Raw genomic sequence first — 20,057 nt, forward strand, 5'->3', positions numbered from 1 at the left:
CTTAATTATCTTCCTTTTCCTTATTCTCCTCATCCTCTTTGGCTTTCTTTTCTTTTTCGGCCTTTTCTGCTTCTTTTGCTGCCTCTTTTTCCTCTTTTTCTTTTTGCTTGGCTAGTTTACGCTCTTCTTTTTCGATTTCCTTTTCAAGCTCCATCAACTCAATGGTGCCATTAAGTTCTTCCAATTTTGAAGTTATATAATCTATCGTTATAAGCGGAGTTTCTTCGAGCTCCAAAGCGTCTTCGTAATATTTAATCGCCTTTTTGGTATCTTCAGTTTTTTCGGCATGCATCGCTAGATAATGACTACCCAAAACAGACTCAGGATATAACTTTTTAGCTAATTTACCTATAGCTTCTAACGATTCTAAGTCTTCTCGCTGTTCTGCAGCTTTTCTTATTTTTTCAAACTCTTCTTCTGTGATTGGTTTTGTTATACCAAAAAGCTCTTCTATCTTGTCGTAACGCTCCACTAGATAGTCATCTAAAGTTCCTTCATACGGTAAGACTTTCTCTTCTAGTTCTTTTTCGCGAAGTGGTTTATATAGTTCAAAAATCTTATCGAAAGACCTTGCTATGGCACTATTTACTAAAGTGTAATGCGTATCGTTATCAAAATCATCGAAATAATAGGTTAAAAACTGATTGTTTACAGCAGATATTTGCTCATTGGCACTTAAAACAGCTTCTCTTATGTATGGCAAATCTTTATCTGATGTTGCCATGTAATAGAAAATATCATCTTTAAAAAACTCTAAACGCTCACCTAAATAATCCCTTACGGTGCCTGATAAATCTGGACTTATGCAGACATAAGCATTAAATAATGGATCTTCTTTAAAAAGAAAAGAGTTAATAAAATTACCCATTAAGTCGTGCCCAACTGCTATTTTAAATTTACTGAGATTGTAATTTTCTTCTAAATAAGGTATCAGTTCTTGAACTACAAAATTATGAAAACGCAATCCTGATTCTTTTGGCAACCCTGTAACTTCATCGCAATAGCCATCGTATCTCCTATCGTTTCCTTGTACTACACCAACTATTATTGAGCTTGGCATATCGTCAAAATAGGTTTGAAAATCTACCTGACCAGCAATAGGCTCAAAGAGATAATCACCATCAAAAACCACAATTAATGGATACATAATCTCTGACGATGGATCATAATTTTTTGGTAATTTTATTTTTAGTTTTCTGACACTACTAAGATTTGATGAATTAATTTCTTTGTAGCTAATCTGTGCAAAAAGTGGCGTGCAAATAAGCAGCACTAACACTATTAAAACGGCTTTTTTCAAAGAGATGAAGTTTTGGTTCTCACTGTAAAACATTTCAGAATTTTTTGGGATTGTAATCATTTCTGTTTCGTTTTTAGTTCTTTAATTCATCTTGAATTTGGTACATCTTATCTAACATCAATTCTTTATCAATGTATTGAGAAGGCTCTAGCATTAAACCAGACTTGTATTGTAATAAAGCTTTTCTGAGACTACCTTCAATTTCATAGTACATTCCCATATAATATGAACTTAACATTGATCTTGGGTATTCTTTTTTAACTAATAATGCAAGATTTTCTAGAGATACTAAATCGTCTTTTTTCTTAGACGCTGCAGCAATAGCTCTAATATCGTTTTCTACAAGTCGTTTTTCAAAACCGTAGAAGTACTTAATATTATCATATTTACTTACAAGGTAATCGTAAGGCGATCCTTCGTAGGTAAGTATTTTTTCTTTGTATTCCTTACCATCTATAGGCTTATATAATGTAAAAATGTCGTTTAGAGCTTTTGGAATTCCCATTCCCACTAAAGAATAGTGATTGGCATCATCAAAATTGTGAAATGTATATTTTAACTTTTCGTTTTCTACAGTCTTTAACTTAGCATCGCACTCAACTACTTCTGCTTTTATTGATTTAAAATCTTCGCTTCCGGTTGCAAGATAATAGAAGGTTTCTCTATCTAACGCTGCTAATTGAGACTGAATTTTGTCTACAATATTGGTTTCTAAATCTGGACTTAAACTTATATAAGCTCTAAATGAATTCTTGTCTTTTAATAAAAAATAATTGATAAAATTAGCTCCTTCATCATGGCCAACTACCACCTTAAACTCAGAAACCTTGTAGTTGCTTTCTATAAATGGCATTAATTCATCGTGCACAAAGGCATAAAAATTTTCTCCATTTTCTGACAATATTCCCTCTTCATCGTGTTCAAAATCTGTCTTTCTGTAGATCTCTTGATTAACACCCACAACAATACACTCTGGAATGTCTTCCCAATATGCCTGATAATCTACATTACCTGCTACTGGCTCAAAAAGATAGTCTCCATCTAATACAATAACTAGGGGATAAACACGCTCTGCTTTAGCATCGTAATTTCTAGGCAATTGAATTTTTAATTCTCTTGGACTGTTAAGCTTGTCTGACTTTACGGTTTTGTGAATAGTTTGCGCATACCCACTTACGGCCAAACAAAACATTAAAATTGTTGTGAAGAATGTCTTCATTTGTAATGGTGATCTTTAAAGTTAGAGCAAGGTAAAAAATATTTCTAAATACCTGCTTTCTTTCTGTTGTAGATTGGCAGATAGATTAAAGAAATACCACCAAGAATAATTATTACTAAAGTTTGTGTAGACCACATTATCCAACCAAAAGCTCTACTAGGATCTTCAGCTATATTGAATAACGCAAAAGCTATAACTATGGCTTCTGGGAAAGAGCCAATACCTCCATTGGTTGCCGCAATACTAAAGCTTGCCAAAATAAACCCAATTAAAATTGCTGCCAACGGCATATTTTCTAATTCGGGTAACGCAAATGTTGTAATATAGAACATAGCTAAATACATTACCCAAATAAAGATTGTATGAAAAATGAAAGCCCATTTCTTTTTCATTTTAAAAATACTAAGCGCACCTTCTACTAATCCGCCAATAAATTCTTTGATCTTTAGGGCAATTTCTGAACCACTTCTAACAATAAAAACATATAACAAAACAGCTAATGCAATAAGAACTGCAGCTCCTATTATTAACGTTGAAGCATTGAACTTACTGGCAAAAAAAGCATATATAAATTCAAACTCTAAAACAAAAGCCAGACCGATAATCAAAAAAAGCATGATAGTATCTGCTACGCGCTCTGCGACTATGGTTCCAAAACCTTTTTCGAATGGAATATTTTCATAATTTGTTAAAATTGAAGCTCTAGCTACTTCACCAGCTCTAGGTATAGTTAAGTTAATGAGATACGCCGAGTATACTGCCATAAAACTATTAGCCAACTTGGGCTTATAGCCCAAAGGCTCTGCCATATACAACCAACGATAAGCTCTTGACAAATGACTTAAAACACCAAAACTAACACCAAGAATTATCCAAAAATAGTCTGCATCCTTAAAATACTGAACTAGCTTTGAAATTGAAATTTGAGAAAGCGAATACCACACCAAAACCACTCCTAAGAGTAAGGGTATCACAACTTTTAGGATGGACTTGGACTTACTCAAACAACGTTATTTTAGAAGATTGGTAGCCTCGTCTGGGAATACTAATGAAGGTTTAAAAACTTTAGCTTCTTCAATATCCATAAAAGCATAAGTAATTAAAATTAAAATATCACCAACAGCTACTTTACGAGCCGCAGCACCATTTAACGTTATTTCACCACTATTTCGCGGACCAGGTATACAGTAGGTTTCGAGACGTTCACCATTGTTATTATTTACAATCTGAACTTTTTCTCCCTGTATGATATTAGCAGCATCCATTAAATCTTCATCAATAGTTATACTACCAATGTAGTTAAGGTCTGCTCCTGTACATTTAACACGATGAATCTTAGATTTTACAACTTGTATTTGCATGAGGCAAAGATAATTAATTTAAGGCGATATTATCTATAAGTCTTATATCACCAGCATAAACAGCAATAAATGCTCTGTATGTCTTTTTTGTTGATTTTCGTTTTACTGGTTTTAGGGTCTCTGTATCTGCAATAATAAAATACTCTAACTCTAAGAGTGGTTGCTTACTAAATTGCTTTTCAACCCATTCCGTAACTTTTTTAGCACTTTTTGTGCCAAACTTAGTTTTGGCAGAGTTTAATGTTTTGTATATAAATGGCGCAGCTATTCTATGTTCGGTTGTTAACCTTGTGTTTCTAGAGCTCATAGCCAAACCATCTTCGGCTCTGTGAATTGGACACCCAATAATTTCTACAGGAATGTGATACAATTCAACCAACTTTTTAATAATCTGTAACTGCTGAAAGTCTTTTTCACCAAAGTATGCTCGGTTAGGCCTTACAATCTCAAATAACCGTTTTACTATAGTTCCTACACCATCAAAATGCCCATCTCTAAACGCTCCCTCCATTTCATTCTCAAGCCCATCAAACTTAAAAGATTGAGACTGCACCTTACCTTCGTAAATATCCTCAACTGAAGGTGCGTACACTATAATTTTATCGTTACTAACAGTCTTTAACAACTTTACATCTGCCTCTAGTGTTCTCGGGTATTTTACTAAATCTTCTTGGTTGTCAAACTGTGTAGGGTTTACAAAAATGCTAACTACAACAACTGTGTTCTCACTCAATCCCTTTTCTACTAAAGACAAATGACCATTATGAAGTGCACCCATAGTAGGCACAAATCCAATAGTAGAATTATTAGCCTTAAAGTCATCAATAAGATGAGACAATTCAGATTTATTATGAAAAATTTTCACTTTGGTAACAAAAAATTAACGCGTGCAAACATAATATTTTACTGGCAATCTGCACAAATTTTTGTAATTTTGCATGTTTTTTACTCTTAATTTACAAAAGCAGAAGATTTATGAAAGATAAACGAATATTGTATGTGTCCTCGGAAGTAGTTCCATATTTACCAGAAACGGAGATTTCTTCAATGTCCTTTGAAGCTCCAAGAATGGTAAACAAACAAGGAGGGCAAATACGAATATTTATGCCACGCTTTGGTAACATAAACGAGAGAAGACACCAGCTACACGAGGTAATTAGACTTTCTGGAATTAACCTGGTAATTAATGACTTAGACATGCCTCTGATTATTAAAGTAGCCTCGATTCCAAAAGAACGTATACAGGTATACTTTATAGATAATGAGGAATATTTTAAAAGAAAGGCAACCTTAACCGATGAAGATGGTAAGCTTTTCCCAGATAACGACGAACGTGCTATTTTCTTTGCAAAAGGAGTCATAGAAACTGTTAAAAAATTAAATTGGGCTCCAGATATTATCCATGTGAATGGATGGCTAGCATCTTTATTACCATTATACCTTAAAGAATTCTACAAAACTGAACCTTTATTCACAGAAAGTAAAATTGTGACTTCTGTATACAATCAAAACTTTGAAGGTACGTTAGATAAAGGAATGGTAGACAAAGTAAAGTTTGATGGTATAGACGAGGAGGCTATTAAACCATTACAAAAACCAGATTATATTAACCTTATGAAAATAGCTATTGATAATTCGGATGCCATTATTAGAGGTTCGCAAGAATTGCCAAAAGAATTAGATGGCTATATAAATGAACTAGATAAACCTGTATTAGATTTTCATTCTATCGAAGAGTTTGCAGATCCTTACACAGAATTTTACAAAGAAGCTGTACTTAAAAACAGTTAATTACACCTATGAAAAAGAAAAAAATTGCCCTTAATATATTTGCACTTGCACTTATAGTAACCAGTTTTATTGCTTGCGATAGCGATTTTAACAACTTAGAATCTGATGTTTTAAATAGTGATGTAGCGACAAACTTCAATATTAAAAAACTTAGTGAGCTAGAAAGCAACCCTGAGTTTTCTGAAGTTATAACCTACTCTCAGGCTTTAGGCCCTGTACAAACCAATAGCTCCCTAAATCTTAGCACACTAGGCTTATATGATGATGTATACGGCAGAGTTACTTCTAGTTTTGTCTCTCAAGTTACATTATCTTCTTACTCTCCTACCTTTCAAGGTAGTGCCGATGAGTTGGCTATAGATTCTGTTGTTTTAACCATGCCTTATTTTTATGGAGTTACAGACGTAGATGAAGATAACAATATTACGTATAATGTAGATTCTATTTTTCCTGATGGAGACACATACAATCCTATCAAATTACATATCTATGAAAACAATTATTTCATAAGAGATTTTGATCCAAATGCTGAATTTAATGATGCTCAAGCTTACTTTTCAAACAAAACCGCATCAACATCTGAAAGCATTTCTCCCTTAGAAGGCTCAGAATTGATTTTTGTTGAAAACCCAACAAATGTAAATTACTTATCCGTTAATCAATTTGGAAATATTAAAATCAACAATCAAGGATTTAAATTAACCACTACCACAGAAGGAGAAGATGGAGAAGACAATACTTCAACCACCTATGCTCCACCAGGAATAAGACTAAAACTAGACCATGATTTCTGGCAAGAAAAAATAATAGACAAAGAAGGTGATGCCGTGTTAAGCAACGCTAATAATTTTTTAGAATATTTTAGAGGACTTTATTTTAAAGCCGAAGCTGTAAATAACACTGGGAGTCACCTCATTCTAAACACAGGTTCAACAAACGCTAACATCACTATTTATTACACCACAACTACTACTGAAGAAGAGGATGGCGAAGACGTAACTACCGAAGAACAAAAAAGTTTTGCTTTATATTTAGGTGGTAATAAAATTAATTTTTTCGATAATAATTTTGATATTACAATCCCAGAAGGTGATGCAACAGTTGGTGACGAAAGAATCTATCTAAAAGGAGGTGAAGGCTCTGTAGCAAAGATTAAACTTTTTAACGGAGATGATCTTAATGATGGTGATGACCAAACCTTTGATGACTGGAAAAACTTTTTTGTAGAAACCGATGCTGATGGTAATTTTAAAAATATAAAAAAGCTTGTTAATGAAGCTAATCTAGTGCTCTATGTAGACCAAGATTATTTAAACCAATCTGATGCAGACAGTCCAGAAAACGAACCAGATCGCCTTTACATATATGACTTTAAAAACCAAGTACCTCTAACAGACTTTTATGTAGATGGCACTAACAGCAGCCTACCTTATTACTCAAAATACAATCATCTAGGCCCTTTACAACGCGAGGGAGATGAATCAACTGGAGAAGGTATTAAATACAAGTTTAGAATTACAGAGCACATCAATAACTTACTGCTCAAGGACTCTACCAATGTTGAATTAGGATTAGCCGTTTCATTAAATGTTAATTTGGAAGAGCTTGTTCAACAAAAGGTACAAACAACAGATGGTACAGAATTAACAACACCAATAAGCTCAGTCTTATCGCCTAGAGGAACAGTTTTACATGGAAATAACACTGGAGATGATAGTAAAAGAGTATATTTAGAAATATATTACACAGAACCTAACAACTAAAATAAATTAACCTATGTGTGGAATAGTTGGTTACATTGGTCATAGAGAAGCCTATCCTATAATAATTAAAGGACTTCAAAGATTAGAGTATCGTGGATATGATAGTGCAGGTATTGCCTTATATGATGGTACTGATATAAAGCTTTCTAAAACCAAAGGAAAAGTTTCTGACTTAAAAGAAAGGTTAGAGAATGAAATTTCAATCAACGGCACACTAGGTATTGGCCATACACGTTGGGCAACTCATGGTATCCCTAATGATGTAAATTCTCATCCTCATTATTCTAACTCTGGAGACTTAGTTATAATTCATAACGGAATTATAGAAAACTACGATGCGCTTAAAAAAGAGCTTATAAAAAGAGGTTACACCTTTAAATCAGACACAGACACAGAAGTATTGGTTAATCTTATTGAAGATGTAAAGAAAAATGAAAACTTAAAGCTTGGAAAAGCTGTTCAGGTTGCGTTAAATCAAGTTATCGGAGCATACGCTATTGCAGTTTTTGATAAAAGTAAGCCAAATGAAATTGTAGTTGCTAAACTCGGTAGTCCATTAGCAATAGGTATTGGTGAAGATGAGTTTTTTATTGCTAGTGACGCCTCACCATTTATAGAATTTACCAAAAATGCCGTTTATCTTGAAGATGAACAAATGGCAATTATTAGAAGAGGTAAAGACATTAAGGTAAGAAAAATAAAAGGAGATTCACTTGTAGACCCTTATGTCCAAGAACTCCAATTAAATCTTGAGCAAATTGAAAAAGGCGGTTACGACCACTTTATGCTTAAAGAAATATATGAACAGCCAGAAGCAATTTTAGACACTTTTAGAGGAAGACTTCTCAGTAATGAAGCAGTAATAAAACTAGCTGGTGTTGAAGATAACATGAAAAAATTCCTGGCAGCAGACAGAATAATTGTTGTTGCTTGTGGTACTTCTTGGCATGCAGGTTTGGTTTCAGAATACATTTTCGAAGATCTAGCTAGAATACCTGTAGAGGTTGAATATGCTTCAGAATTTAGATATAGAAACCCTGTTATTACTGAAAAAGATATTGTTATTGCCATTTCTCAATCTGGCGAAACCGCAGATACTCTTGCTGCAATAAAATTAGCAAAATCAAAAGGTGCTTTTGTATTTGGAGTATGTAATGTTGTTGGATCTTCTATAGCAAGAGAAACAGATGCTGGTGCTTACACGCATGCAGGGCCTGAAATTGGTGTAGCATCTACCAAGGCATTTACCACTCAAATTACTGTATTAACGCTTATAGCTTTAAGGTTAGCTAGAGCAAAAGGAACTATTTCAAGTTCAGAGTTTAGACACCACTTAATTGAGCTAGAAACTATACCTAACAAAGTAAAAGAGGCTCTTGAGTCTGATGGGTATGTCAAGACTATTGCAGATATCTATAAAGACGCCAAAAATTTCTTATATCTAGGACGAGGTTATAACTTCCCTGTTGCTTTAGAAGGTGCTCTAAAACTAAAAGAAATTTCTTATATCCATGCAGAAGGCTATCCAGCTGCCGAAATGAAACATGGACCTATTGCTTTAATTGACGAACAAATGCCAGTTGTTGTTATTGCAACAAAGAAAGGACACTATGAGAAGGTTGTAAGTAACATCCAAGAAATAAAATCTAGAAAAGGTAAAATCATTGGTATAGTTACCAAAGGTGATGTAAATGTAAGAGAATTAGCTGATCACGTTATAGAGGTGCCAGAAACCTTAGAGTGTCTTACACCACTTTTAACTACAATTCCTTTGCAATTATTGTCATATCACATTGCGGTAATGTTAGAAAAAAATGTAGATCAACCTCGTAATCTTGCAAAATCTGTTACGGTAGAATAGATTTTAGAAAAATAGTTAAAACAACAAAAAGCGACTTTTAAAAAGTCGCTTTTTGTTGTTTTAACTGGCTATAAACTTTTTCAGTTTCATCCAAAAGTTTCTTATTGCATCCAGAAGTATCAATAGTTTTGTTATTATTAAATGGCTTTACATTTGATAAATCAAAATCCATTTTTAATTCATTCTGTAAGTGAACAAGAACATCTTTTGGATTTGATAGATAATCTTGATAGTCGATTAAAGTAATGGCTGAGTCGTCTAAAGTTAAAAGATATGAATAATAATTTAGCCAAACTGACAACCAATAATCTAATGTACCTTTATCATATTCAAATTCAACAGGCTTATTATCGAAACTAAACACCTTTTGATTATGACCAAACTCATGATGCCCTAACCAATCCATATAAGTTTCTATAAAATCATCATCGTGTTGAAAATCAGAAAATCTTAAATGTTGATTTAACAAAGAATCTGCATGCTCTACAGGATTACGAAATAAAAATATAGCTTTAAAATTCTTGTTTAAAGTTCTCAAAGAAGGATACCTTAAAATAAGATTATTATTCTTCGATAAATATAAATGTGAGTTATCACTTCTTATCAAGGACTGGTATGCCAAATACTTCTCATAGATTTCTTGCGATATGTCGTGCTTGATTAAAATAGCATCACCAATAAAGCTATCATTTAGAAATACCTTGAAAAAATATTCTTCTAAAGCTTCAATAGTATTTAACCCAAACATCATTTTGTCTCCATGCTTGCGTTCTTTAAGCTCTGTATTTTTAGGATTGTATAATTTTTTCCAAAGATTAGGTGCTAAAAGTAGAGGCATGTTAGAGTAATCTAAAGAACTAAATTTCCCAGCTTTAAATAATTGATCTGTTAAACTTGTAGTTCCAGCTCTTGCTAAACCAGATACAATTACAAAATCTGATTTCTCTGTAATCGTTTCGCCTTTTTTAAACTTCTTGTCAAATGAAAAAAGGAGTTTTGATAAATTATAATTATTGAGAATTAACTTGTGAAAAAGCTTAGAGGCTTCTGAGTAATTATCATCATTCTTTTTCTTTTTGAAGATGAAAAAAGGAATGATACTTCCTAAAGAAATACTTAGGACAAACCATAATGAGCTAAAGTCTAAGCTTTCAAAATTTGCTTTAACAAATAAGCTATACAGATAAAGTGGTAAAATGGTCGCACCAGCTATTATAACGAAAGCCATTATAGTCTTTAGCAACGAAACAAGGATACGTTTCAGTGCACCAATTAATTTCTTTTGCTTTATACTTTCATCTTCCTTAGAAAGCACTTCATTTGTAAGTGATACAGACGATTCTATTAGCTCAAAAAAAAGCTTTTTAAAAGCTATGATAGATGTAGCCAGAGCAAAGCCTGAAACACCTGCTACAATAAAATATAACATTATCCTTTCTTAAATAAATTTCGAAAGAATTTTTTAATAGGAATCCATAGCACTACTCCAAACGAGAAAATAACAAGAAGAGCAATAAAAATAATGATTAGCAATGTTCCAAGTCCTAATCCAGGTCCAATATAATTAAGCATAATAGTAGATTTTAAAAATTAATATTAGTATATATTGTTGTCCAATTAGAAAGATAATGATATCCTTCTATATCACTTTTTATTACAGTCTTTAAGACAACACCATTCTCATTCAATACCCACAATATTCCAGCTCCCTGTTCTTCAATAAACATATCTCCATTGGGTAGTATTTCATACAAACCCTCTGCTCCTGTAAAAATTTCATTTTCAATAAATTGATCTTCGTAAAGGGCTTCAAATGAATCTGTTTCAAAGTTATAAATAAGAACATTTGAATGTGTTATTTTTCGTTGAATAGTTCCATTACTTGGTTTAAATTCATTTTTATTAAAATATACATCCCACGCAGGTGAATTATTATTAAATATTGCTATTGTATTGTCAGATAAGACATCTACATCATGTTGAAAAGTAAAAGGTCCGTCTATAACAGTTATCACCTTCCCTGTTGATGGTCTAAAATGAACTATTGTTGACAGATGTCTGAAGCTCAAAAACAAATCACCTTTATTATAATAACTTGAACTATCAATTACTACAGGTTGTATGTCATTTAAGTGAAATGGATCAGTAATGTGCGTGGCTTTATTCATTAATTCATCCAATTCATTTTCTAAAAAAATATCCGTTAAAGATTTACTATATAATGTCTTACCTGTTTCAGCATCCACATTTATAATAAGATCATCTCTATATTCAGTTTTTTTGCCATCAACTGAAACTGTCTTTGGGACAATTAAACCATCCTCATGCTTTACACCTGGAATCCATATATTTCCTTTATGATCTAAATTCATTGCATGATGAAAAATAAAATCCTTGTTAAACCATTTAACTTTTGAAGTTGAGTCCAATCTTAAAAGTCCAGGTTTTTCATTACAAGATGCTATTAAATCCCTATTAGCCATTAGTCTTGTTGGATATAATCGATCATTTTGACCAACTTCATAATACTTAGACAAAACTTCAACAGGTAATTTCCATGCTTTTAAAATTTTATCTGATTTAAAATTCTTTAGCTCAATATTAAACTGATCTCCACTCCTGTAAGCATATGAACCATATAAATCGTAACTTAGGTTATTAATATCTTTTAAGTCCTTTTCCTTGGTTTTTAAATAATACTCTGGGGCACGGAAAAAATGGTTAAAAGCCATTTTCATATTAGATGGTATTTCTGAAAAAGCTCTTATTGGGTCTGTTAAAGGTCCTGCTGCATTTTGACCAAGCGCTGCATTCCTAACAATACCACTCCAAAGCATCAAAACAAAAATTCCAATAATAATTAAAGCCAATTTTCTTATTGTCTTCATTTTAGTTTGTTTTAGGTTAGTTTATAATATTACCTCAATAATAAGATTAAATCAATTTATGACTTAAAATACTCCATATAAAGCAGTTTTATACGTTGTGTTAAGTCAATAGATATATAAAACAGACAAATTACCTGTATAAGAGTAGGTTGTAAAAACAAACGGCGGAGGTAAAATTTATATTAATGCTTCTAACATTGCTAATATTGTAATTTTAATAGGTTAAAATTCATAATAAGTACTATGCGTGCATAATTTTTTGAGAATTTCTTACCTAATTTTCATATATTTATTTAAATTGGCATCGAATAAATTAACTAATTCTCTAAAATGAAGACAATCTTAAAGCTTTTTACATTACTTTTTTGTGTGGCATCTTTTGCTCAAACCACAGTAAAAGGTAAAATTATTGATGATACTGGGTTACCCTTACCTGGTGCAAATATAGTAGTAGTTGGTACCAGTTCTGGTACTGTTTCAGATTTTGACGGTAACTATACCCTTTCTGTAGATCAAAACCCTCCATTTTCAATTCGTATAAGTTATACTGGTTTTGAAGCTCAAACTATTGAGATAACAAGTAACGAACAAACTGTAGATGTCACCCTAAAAGAAGGGAACTCATTAGATGAAGTTGTAATATCAGCTTCTCGTACTCCAGAGCGTATTTTTGAATCCCCTGTTACAGTTGAACGTTTTGGACTGAAAGAAATTAAAAACACTGCGTCTGTAGATTTTTATGATGGTTTAGAAAATCTAAAAGGGGTTGATATAAACACTAACAGTTTAACCTTTAAATCCATCAACACCAGAGGTTTTGCAACGTTTGCTAATACACGTTTTATGCAATTGGTAGATGGAATGGATAACTCTGCGCCAGCACTTAACTTCCCGCTTGGTAATTTATTAGGTATGACCGAAACAGATGTACAAAGTGTAGAGTTACTACCTGGGGCTGCTTCTGCTTTATACGGAGCAAATGCATTTAATGGTATCTTATTCATGCGAAGCAAAAATCCTTTTGATCACCAAGGTATAAGTGGTTACCTCAAAAGAGGTATTACCTCACAAGAAGCTGCTGGAGACAATGATTATACGGATCTAGGTGTTAGAATGGCATATAAATTTAGCGAAAAGTTTGCTGCTAAAGTTAATTTTGGCTACTTAAAAGGTACTGACTGGTATGCTGTTAACGAACAAGACAAGCTTAACCGTGGATTAACTAGAGCTGATATTGATTATGATGGAATCAATGTATATGGTGATGAAGTAAGTACCAATATTAATGATGTTGCTCAAACATTAGAAAGCTTAGGCTTAGCTCCTTCTGGTGCTTCAGCACTTGTTCCTTCAGTAGATGTTAGTAGAACTGGTTATAACGAAAGAGATTTAACAAATTACAATGCTGAAAGTATAAAAGCTGATTGGGGACTTTATTTCCGTCCTTGGGAAAACGATTTTGAAATCCAATATGTAGGCAAGGTAGGCTCAGGTAACACTATTTACCAAGGAGCTAACAGATATAATATCAAAAACTTCTTCTTACAGCAACACAAACTTGAAATTAGAAACGATAACTTTTTCGTAAGAGGATATATTACAGAAGATAAGGCTGGTGATTCTTATGATATGGTATTCACGGGTATCAATATCAACAGAGCGTGGAAAGATGATTCAACATGGTTTGGAGAATATGTTGGAGCTTATATAGGAGCAACCTTAAGTGGCGCTACTGATGAACAAGCTCATATCGCTGCAAGAACTCAAGCTGATACAGGAAGATATTTGCCAGGCACACCAGAATTTCAAGCGGCTTTCAACAGAAGTACTAATGACCCAGATTTAACTACTGGTTCTAAATTTCAAGATAACTCAAAAATTTATCATGCAGATGCAAATTACAACTTTGGAGACTTAGTAGATTTTGCTGAAATTCAAGTAGGTGGTTCTTATAGAAGATATCGTTTAAACTCTTTTGGAACAATCTACACAGATAATGATGGTCCTATTAACTATTCTGAAGTTGGTATTTATACTCAGCTACAAAGATCTTTAGAATTATCTGAAAGTGTAGAACTTAAACTTACAGGTTCTTTAAGATATGATAAATCTGAATTATTTGATGGATTCTTTTCACCAAGATTATCTGCTGGTTTTACAATTAATCAAGACCACAATATTAGAGCTTCTTTTCAAACAGGATTTAGAAATCCAACAACTCAAGACTTGTATATTGGCTTAGATGTTGGTAGAGCTATTTTAGTTGGTGGTGCTCCTGATAACCCTGCAAGAGATATAAGACCTTACGAGTTAAGTGCAAACGGTACTGCTATTACAGGGCAATCAAATATTGCTTTTGATGGTACCGGAGCGTACAACAATTCATTCTTAGCTAATTCTGTAGGAGCTTTTGCTGCATCAGGAGATCCTACTACATTAGAAATAGGAAATTCTAACTTAGTGCAACCAGAACAAGTAAGCTCAGTTGAAGTTGGTTATCGCGGTAAGTTAGGTGATATAATTGTTGATGCTTCTGCATATTATAACCAGTACCAAGATTTCTTGGCTAATGAAACTGTAATTGCTCCATTTTATGGTGATGTGCAATTAACACAAACGTTACCTAATGGCACTCCTTTAGCGGTTGCCGCAATTGCTAATGGCGACTTTCAAGCTTACCAAACTTATACTAACTCAGATGAAACTGTAAATTCTTATGGTGCAGCAATACAAGTATCAGCTAAAGTATTTGATGGTTTTGACCTTAGTGCAAACTACACCTATTCTAAATTAGATTTTGATGTAAAAGCTAATCCAGATTTTAGAACAAACTTCAACACACCAGAACACAAAGTAAAAGCTTCTTTCGGTAAGACCGAATTATTTAAAAACTTTGGTTTTAATGTATCTTGGAGATGGAGTGATAACTACTTCTGGGAAGCATCTTTTGGAGATGGAGATGTACCTTCTTTCAATGTTCTTGATGCACAAATCAACTTTAGAATTCCTAGCTTAAAATCTACTTTAAAAGCAGGTGCTACGAACTTATTACAAGACGAATATTTTACTGCATTTGGTACAGGTTTCATCGGATCACAGTATTATGTGTCTTGGACTATTAACAACTTATAATAACGGAAAAGAAAATCAAGATGAAAAAAATTAAATATATAGCACTGTCATTACTAACCTTAGGAATGGTAGCTTGCGAAAATGATTTAGTACAAGATTTAAGAGATAGAAATGACAATAGTGGCGAACCTCTGCCGGAATTAACTGCTGGTTCCGCAGATTTTTCAAATTACGTTTCTATTGGTGCTTCTTTTACAGCGGGCTTTACAGACAATGCCCTTTTTATTGCTAGTCAAGAAAATTCTTTTCCAAATATTATGGCAAGTAAGTTTGCCAATATTGGTGGCGGAATATTTAATCAACCTATGATGAACGATAATTTTGGTGGTTTAGCCGTTGGCGGAAACAGAATAACTGATCCAAGGCTGGTATTTGGAGGAGCAGGACCTGTTCCTCTTGAGGCCGTTGTTGGACCAGTTACGGTTTCAACAGACATAGCCTTAAATAATCCAACAGGCCCATTCAACAATTTAGGAATTCCAGGAGCAAAAAGTTTTCATTTAGTAGCACCTGGTTATGGTAATTTAGCCAATTTCCCTGCTGCAGCTAATCCTTATGCTGTTCGTGTTACAGGAAATGCACCTAACGCCAGTATTTTAGAGTTAGCTATGGCTCAAAACCCAACATTCTTCTCAATATCAGAAGTAGGTGGAAATGATGTTTTAGGCTATGCGCTTTCTGGTGGAGATGGATCAAATCCTATAACCGACACTCCAACTTTTAATGCATCACTAAATGCATTAGTAGCTGGTTTAACCTCAACTGGTGCAAAAGGTGTTATAGGGAATCTACCTAATATTACAAGTTTATCTCATTTTACAACAGTACCACACGACCCACTAGATCCAAGTAACGAAACTTTTGGCCCTTTAATCCCTACATTAAACGGAATTTTCGGTCAAATAAATTTAGTTTATGAGGCTCTTGGTCAACCAGAAAGAGCTATTGTTTTCTCAGAGACTTCAGCTAGTCCTGTTGTTATAAAAGATGAAAGTTTAGTAGATATATCTGCACAAATGGCTGCTGCATTTAATGCCAGCCCAACGTTCCCTGCATTTATCCAATCATTAGGATTACCTGCTGCAGCTGCACCGTTAGTAGCAAATCTATTAGGCGCGACTTATGGACAAACTAGACAAGCAACTGCGGAGGATTTATTAGTTCTACCTAGTAGTTCTGTAATAGGTACAGTAAATAGCGATTTCTATGCCTTTTTAACAAGTCAAGGAATACCAGCAACGCTTGCTGGTCAGTTTTCTGTCGAAGGTATTACGTATCCATTAGATGATAAATGGGTATTGTTACCATCAGAACAAGCAGAAATTGCAATGGCTACTCAAGAATATAATGCCACAATTTCCAACGTAGCGAGCACTAACAATTTAGCATTGGTTGATTTAAACTCAATATTAGAGCAAGCTTCAACGACTGGAATTATGTTTGACGATTACAATATGAACACCGATTTAGTATTTGGCGGTTTAGTAAGCTTAGACGGTGTGCATTTAACAGCAAGAGGTTATGCCCTAATGGCTAATAGCTTTTTGGAAGCTATTGATGCTACTTATGGCTCAAATTTTGGAGCTTCAGGAAACCTAGCAGAAGCTGGCGATTTTCCAACAAACTACTCTCCAACACTACAGTAAAATAGATTTTATAATCCGTATAAAAGCGCACTCAACTCGAGTGCGTTTTTTTTTATTTAAAAAGATCTATTTTTTTAAATAAAACCATATCTTTGCAGCGCGAAAAACGCACGTACTCAACACAAACATAAAGTGTTGTTTTTCAGATTTAAATTATTGCAAAACAAAAACATATAAGTAATGTCTAAAGTTACAGGTAAAGTTGCACAGATTGTAGGTCCAGTTATCGATGTAGAATTCGGTGCTGGTGCAGAACTTCCAAAAATTTATGATTCATTAGAAATTAACAACCCAGATGGTTCAAAATTAGTATTAGAGGTACAATCTCACATTGGTGAAGATACCGTACGTACTATTGCAATGGATTCTTCTGATGGTTTAAGCAGAGGAACTGAAGTTATTGCAACTGGTGCTCCTATCCAAATGCCAATAGGTGATGACGTTTACGGACGTTTATTTAATGTAATTGGTGATGCAATTGATGGATTAGGTGACTTACCTAAAGCTGGTGAAGCAGGTTTACCTATTCACAGACAAGCTCCAAAGTTTGAAGACTTGTCAACGTCTACTGAAGTTTTATTTACAGGTATTAAAGTAATTGACCTTATTGAACCTTATGCTAAAGGTGGTAAGATTGGATTATTTGGTGGTGCTGGTGTAGGTAAAACAGTATTAATTCAGGAGTTGATTAACAATATTGCAAAAGGTCACGGTGGTTTATCAGTATTTGCTGGTGTAGGTGAAAGAACTCGTGAAGGAAATGACCTTTTAAGAGAGATGTTAGAGTCTGGCATTATTAAATACGGTGATGACTTTATGCACTCTATGGAAGAAGGTGGTTGGGATCTTCAAAAAGTTGATAAAGCAGCTATGAAAGATTCTAAAGCAACTTTCGTTTTCGGTCAGATGAATGAGCCTCCTGGAGCACGTGCTCGTGTGGCCTTATCTGGTTTAACTATTGCTGAGTATTTCCGTGATGGTGCTGGCGACGGACAAGGAAAAGATGTACTTTTCTTCGTAGATAACATCTTCCGTTTTACTCAAGCTGGTTCTGAGGTATCTGCACTTTTAGGTCGTATGCCTTCTGCAGTAGGTTACCAACCAACATTAGCAACAGAGATGGGTGCTATGCAAGAACGTATTACTTCTACAAAGAAAGGTTCTATTACATCTGTACAAGCGGTTTACGTACCTGCGGATGATTTAACGGATCCGGCTCCTGCAACAACATTCGCCCACTTAGATGCTACAACAGTATTGTCTCGTAAGATTGCTGAGCTTGGTATCTATCCTGCGGTAGATCCATTAGATTCTACTTCAAGAATTTTAACAGCAGACATCTTAGGAAATGAGCACTATGCTTGTGCACAGAGAGTAAAAGAGTTATTACAACGTTATAAAGAATTACAAGATATTATTGCTATCCTTGGTATGGAAGAATTATCTGAAGAAGATAAATTAGCTGTATCTAGAGCAAGACGTGTACAACGTTTCTTATCACAGCCTTTCCACGTAGCTGAGCAGTTTACAGGTATACCAGGTGTATTAGTAGACATTAAAGAAACTATTAAAGGTTTTAACATGATTATGGATGGTGAATTAGATCACTTACCAGAAGCAGCATTTAACCTTAAAGGTTCTATTGAAGAAGCTATTGAAGCTGGTGAGAAAATGTTAGCTGAAGCGTAAAATCAGTAAGCAGTATTCAGTATTCAGTCCTCAGTGCGACTGCAAACTGTAGACTGCAAACTGCAAACTAAAAAACTATGTATTTAGAGATTGTATCACCAGAAGCCACTTTATTTAGCTCAGAGGTTGACTCTGTGGTAGTACCAGGTGTAAATGGTGAGTTTGAAATGTTATCTAACCACGCACCTATAGTTTCTATCTTAAGTGAAGGCACTATTAGAATCAACACGCACTCACAAAGTCTAACTTTTGATGAGTTGCATGGAGATGTTGTTCCTCATTCTAAAGATAATAAAGTGTTAACTGTAAAGATTAACTCTGGCACTATAGAAATGAAAGACAACAAGCTAATTATATTAGCTGATTAAAAAAATAATATTTTTTGAAATATAAAAAGCGCTAAACTTTGGTTTAGCGCTTTTCTTTTATAGCTTATCTAAAATACTATCCATTACCCAAGCTGTATGCATTGCTGTTTTTCCTGTTGAAGGGTGTTGAAAATTTGACTGTAAATGTTTTGCCATATTTTCAACATGAAACTGCTGAATATTCTTAGGATTTTCAATAACCATCTGTTCTATTTTCTCTTCAGTTATTAGTTCAATAGGATCGTCACTAAAAACCGAAAAAGATAATTCTCCTTCACTACCAATTACTCTCACTATATCTTCGCGTTTATAAGCTCCAAAACTCCACATTCCAGTCCCTAGAACTCCATTTTCATGTTCCCAAGACGCTGAAATAATATCCTTAGCAGTGTAAAGCTTTTGTTGGTTTGCAGAAATGCCTTTGGCCTGCTTTACGTTTCCAAATAAATATATAAATAAGTCTAAACCATGACTTGCTAAATCATCAAAATAACCAGCAGGTGCAATCTTAGCATCTGTTCTCCAATTGTAAATATCAGACTGATCTATATCACTTGGTGTTCGGCTTAAATACCAGCTAATATGTCTCACATTACCAATAGCATTTTCATCCAGAAGAGACTTCACCTTGTTAAATCGTGTTAATGATCTACGATAATAGGCTACAAATAATGGAATGTTATTTTTTTCAAAAGCAGTTTGTATCTCTAGGCATTCAACATAGCTAGGAGCCATTGGTTTTTCTATACAACATATTTTACCCGATTTAGCTACTTTTAAGGCATAATAATGATGCGTGTCTGGTGGTGTTGCAATATATACAGCATCAACTTCTGGGCTATTAATTAACAGATCTGCATCATTATAATATTGTGGCACATTATGGCGATTAGCATAATCCTTTGCCAATTCTAAATTTCTTCGCATTACAGCAACTAGATCAAAACCTTTTGTTATTTGGTAGGCTGGTCCACTCTTCACCTCAGTGACATCTCCACAGCCTATTATTCCCCATTTTAAGTTTTGCTTCATTATATGG

General features: G+C 34.0%; 15 protein-coding genes. 7 read left to right on the forward strand and 8 right to left on the reverse strand.

Annotation, left to right across the window (positions count from 1 at the left end):
- Position 1 precedes the first annotated feature (1 nt).
- Genes MST30_RS04375 through panC form a run of 5 tightly spaced genes read right to left on the reverse strand, consistent with a single transcriptional unit; the run spans position 2 to position 4,745 of the window.
- A complete protein-coding gene (locus MST30_RS04375; RefSeq protein WP_243473187.1) occupies positions 2-1,360 on the reverse strand; it encodes an alpha/beta hydrolase-fold protein in 1,359 nt (452 codons plus the stop codon).
- Between the two features lie 13 nt (positions 1,361-1,373).
- Positions 1,374-2,519 (reverse strand): alpha/beta hydrolase, encoded by a 1,146-nt coding sequence (locus MST30_RS04380; RefSeq protein WP_243473188.1) that lies wholly within the window; start codon positions 2,517-2,519, stop codon positions 1,374-1,376.
- A gap of 44 nt (positions 2,520-2,563) precedes the next feature.
- Positions 2,564-3,523, reverse strand: coding sequence for a lysylphosphatidylglycerol synthase transmembrane domain-containing protein (locus MST30_RS04385; protein ID WP_243473189.1), 960 nt, complete (start codon positions 3,521-3,523; stop codon positions 2,564-2,566).
- Between the two features lie 6 nt (positions 3,524-3,529).
- Complete coding sequence (gene panD, locus MST30_RS04390; protein ID WP_138432327.1) at positions 3,530-3,880, reverse strand: aspartate 1-decarboxylase; 351 nt, start codon at positions 3,878-3,880, stop codon at positions 3,530-3,532.
- A gap of 13 nt (positions 3,881-3,893) precedes the next feature.
- On the reverse strand, positions 3,894-4,745 hold the full coding sequence (gene panC, locus MST30_RS04395) for a pantoate--beta-alanine ligase (RefSeq protein ID WP_243473190.1): 852 nt from the start codon (positions 4,743-4,745) through the stop codon (positions 3,894-3,896).
- 110 nt (positions 4,746-4,855) lie between these two features.
- Here panC and MST30_RS04400 point away from each other — a divergent pair, with 110 nt between their 5' ends.
- Genes MST30_RS04400 through glmS form a run of 3 tightly spaced genes read left to right on the forward strand, consistent with a single transcriptional unit; the run spans position 4,856 to position 9,295 of the window.
- Entirely contained in the window at positions 4,856-5,671 is an 816-nt protein-coding gene (locus MST30_RS04400) for a glycogen/starch synthase (RefSeq protein WP_243473191.1), read from the forward strand.
- Positions 5,672-5,679: 8 nt separating this feature from the next.
- Entirely contained in the window at positions 5,680-7,434 is a 1,755-nt protein-coding gene (locus tag MST30_RS04405; protein ID WP_243473192.1) for a beta-barrel-assembly machine lipoprotein BamH, read from the forward strand.
- 13 nt (positions 7,435-7,447) lie between these two features.
- Positions 7,448-9,295, forward strand: a complete 1,848-nt coding sequence (glmS, locus tag MST30_RS04410) for a glutamine--fructose-6-phosphate transaminase (isomerizing) (RefSeq protein ID WP_243473193.1) — start codon at positions 7,448-7,450, stop codon at positions 9,293-9,295.
- A 37-nt stretch (positions 9,296-9,332) separates the two neighbouring features.
- Here glmS and MST30_RS04415 read toward each other — a convergent pair whose 3' ends face one another.
- Together MST30_RS04415 and MST30_RS04420 are read right to left on the reverse strand one after the other, a co-directional pair.
- The gene (locus tag MST30_RS04415; RefSeq protein ID WP_243473194.1) at positions 9,333-10,724 is read right to left on the reverse strand and encodes a sulfotransferase domain-containing protein; all 1,392 of its coding nucleotides are present in this window, start codon (positions 10,722-10,724) and stop codon (positions 9,333-9,335) included.
- Positions 10,725-10,878: 154 nt separating this feature from the next.
- Complete coding sequence (locus MST30_RS04420; protein WP_243473195.1) at positions 10,879-12,183, reverse strand: arylsulfotransferase family protein; 1,305 nt, start codon at positions 12,181-12,183, stop codon at positions 10,879-10,881.
- Between the two features lie 330 nt (positions 12,184-12,513).
- Here MST30_RS04420 and MST30_RS04425 point away from each other — a divergent pair, with 330 nt between their 5' ends.
- The 4 genes from MST30_RS04425 to MST30_RS04440 all read left to right on the forward strand — a co-directional run bounded on the left by MST30_RS04425 (position 12,514) and on the right by MST30_RS04440 (position 19,018).
- A complete protein-coding gene (locus MST30_RS04425; RefSeq protein ID WP_243473196.1) occupies positions 12,514-15,315 on the forward strand; it encodes a TonB-dependent receptor in 2,802 nt (933 codons plus the stop codon).
- 20 nt (positions 15,316-15,335) lie between these two features.
- Positions 15,336-16,961 carry an SGNH/GDSL hydrolase family protein gene (locus MST30_RS04430; protein ID WP_243473197.1) on the forward strand — a complete coding sequence of 542 codons (1,626 nt, stop codon included), beginning with the start codon at positions 15,336-15,338 and terminating at the stop codon, positions 16,959-16,961.
- 180 nt (positions 16,962-17,141) lie between these two features.
- Positions 17,142-18,650 (forward strand): F0F1 ATP synthase subunit beta, encoded by a 1,509-nt coding sequence (gene atpD, locus MST30_RS04435; RefSeq protein WP_243473198.1) that lies wholly within the window; start codon positions 17,142-17,144, stop codon positions 18,648-18,650.
- A gap of 77 nt (positions 18,651-18,727) precedes the next feature.
- Positions 18,728-19,018 carry a F0F1 ATP synthase subunit delta/epsilon gene (locus tag MST30_RS04440; protein ID WP_243473199.1) on the forward strand — a complete coding sequence of 97 codons (291 nt, stop codon included), beginning with the start codon at positions 18,728-18,730 and terminating at the stop codon, positions 19,016-19,018.
- 57 nt (positions 19,019-19,075) lie between these two features.
- Here MST30_RS04440 and MST30_RS04445 read toward each other — a convergent pair whose 3' ends face one another.
- Positions 19,076-20,050: a Gfo/Idh/MocA family protein gene (locus MST30_RS04445; protein ID WP_243473200.1), complete on the reverse strand. Its 975-nt coding sequence runs from the start codon at positions 20,048-20,050 to the stop codon at positions 19,076-19,078.
- Positions 20,051-20,057: the final 7 nt, after the last annotated feature.

It is taken from the genome of Winogradskyella sp. MH6 (assembly GCF_022810765.1).
GTDB lineage: Bacteria > Bacteroidota > Bacteroidia > Flavobacteriales > Flavobacteriaceae > Winogradskyella.

What these genes read in the sequence shown, in the direction of transcription:
- MST30_RS04420 (WP_243473195.1), bottom strand. Translation starts at nt 12,183, where the DNA reads ATGAAGACAATAAGAAAATTGGCTTTAATTATTATTGGAATTTTTGTT.
- MST30_RS04400 (WP_243473191.1), top strand. Translation starts at nt 4,856, where the DNA reads ATGAAAGATAAACGAATATTGTATGTGTCCTCGGAAGTAGTTCCATAT.
- glmS (WP_243473193.1), top strand. Translation starts at nt 7,448, where the DNA reads ATGTGTGGAATAGTTGGTTACATTGGTCATAGAGAAGCCTATCCTATA.
- MST30_RS04380 (WP_243473188.1), bottom strand. Translation starts at nt 2,519, where the DNA reads ATGAAGACATTCTTCACAACAATTTTAATGTTTTGTTTGGCCGTAAGT.
- MST30_RS04440 (WP_243473199.1), top strand. Translation starts at nt 18,728, where the DNA reads ATGTATTTAGAGATTGTATCACCAGAAGCCACTTTATTTAGCTCAGAG.
- MST30_RS04405 (WP_243473192.1), top strand. Translation starts at nt 5,680, where the DNA reads ATGAAAAAGAAAAAAATTGCCCTTAATATATTTGCACTTGCACTTATA.
- MST30_RS04445 (WP_243473200.1), bottom strand. Translation starts at nt 20,050, where the DNA reads ATGAAGCAAAACTTAAAATGGGGAATAATAGGCTGTGGAGATGTCACT.
- MST30_RS04430 (WP_243473197.1), top strand. Translation starts at nt 15,336, where the DNA reads ATGAAAAAAATTAAATATATAGCACTGTCATTACTAACCTTAGGAATG.
- MST30_RS04425 (WP_243473196.1), top strand. Translation starts at nt 12,514, where the DNA reads ATGAAGACAATCTTAAAGCTTTTTACATTACTTTTTTGTGTGGCATCT.
- panD (WP_138432327.1), bottom strand. Translation starts at nt 3,880, where the DNA reads ATGCAAATACAAGTTGTAAAATCTAAGATTCATCGTGTTAAATGTACA.
- MST30_RS04375 (WP_243473187.1), bottom strand. Translation starts at nt 1,360, where the DNA reads ATGATTACAATCCCAAAAAATTCTGAAATGTTTTACAGTGAGAACCAA.
- atpD (WP_243473198.1), top strand. Translation starts at nt 17,142, where the DNA reads ATGTCTAAAGTTACAGGTAAAGTTGCACAGATTGTAGGTCCAGTTATC.
- MST30_RS04415 (WP_243473194.1), bottom strand. Translation starts at nt 10,724, where the DNA reads ATGTTATATTTTATTGTAGCAGGTGTTTCAGGCTTTGCTCTGGCTACA.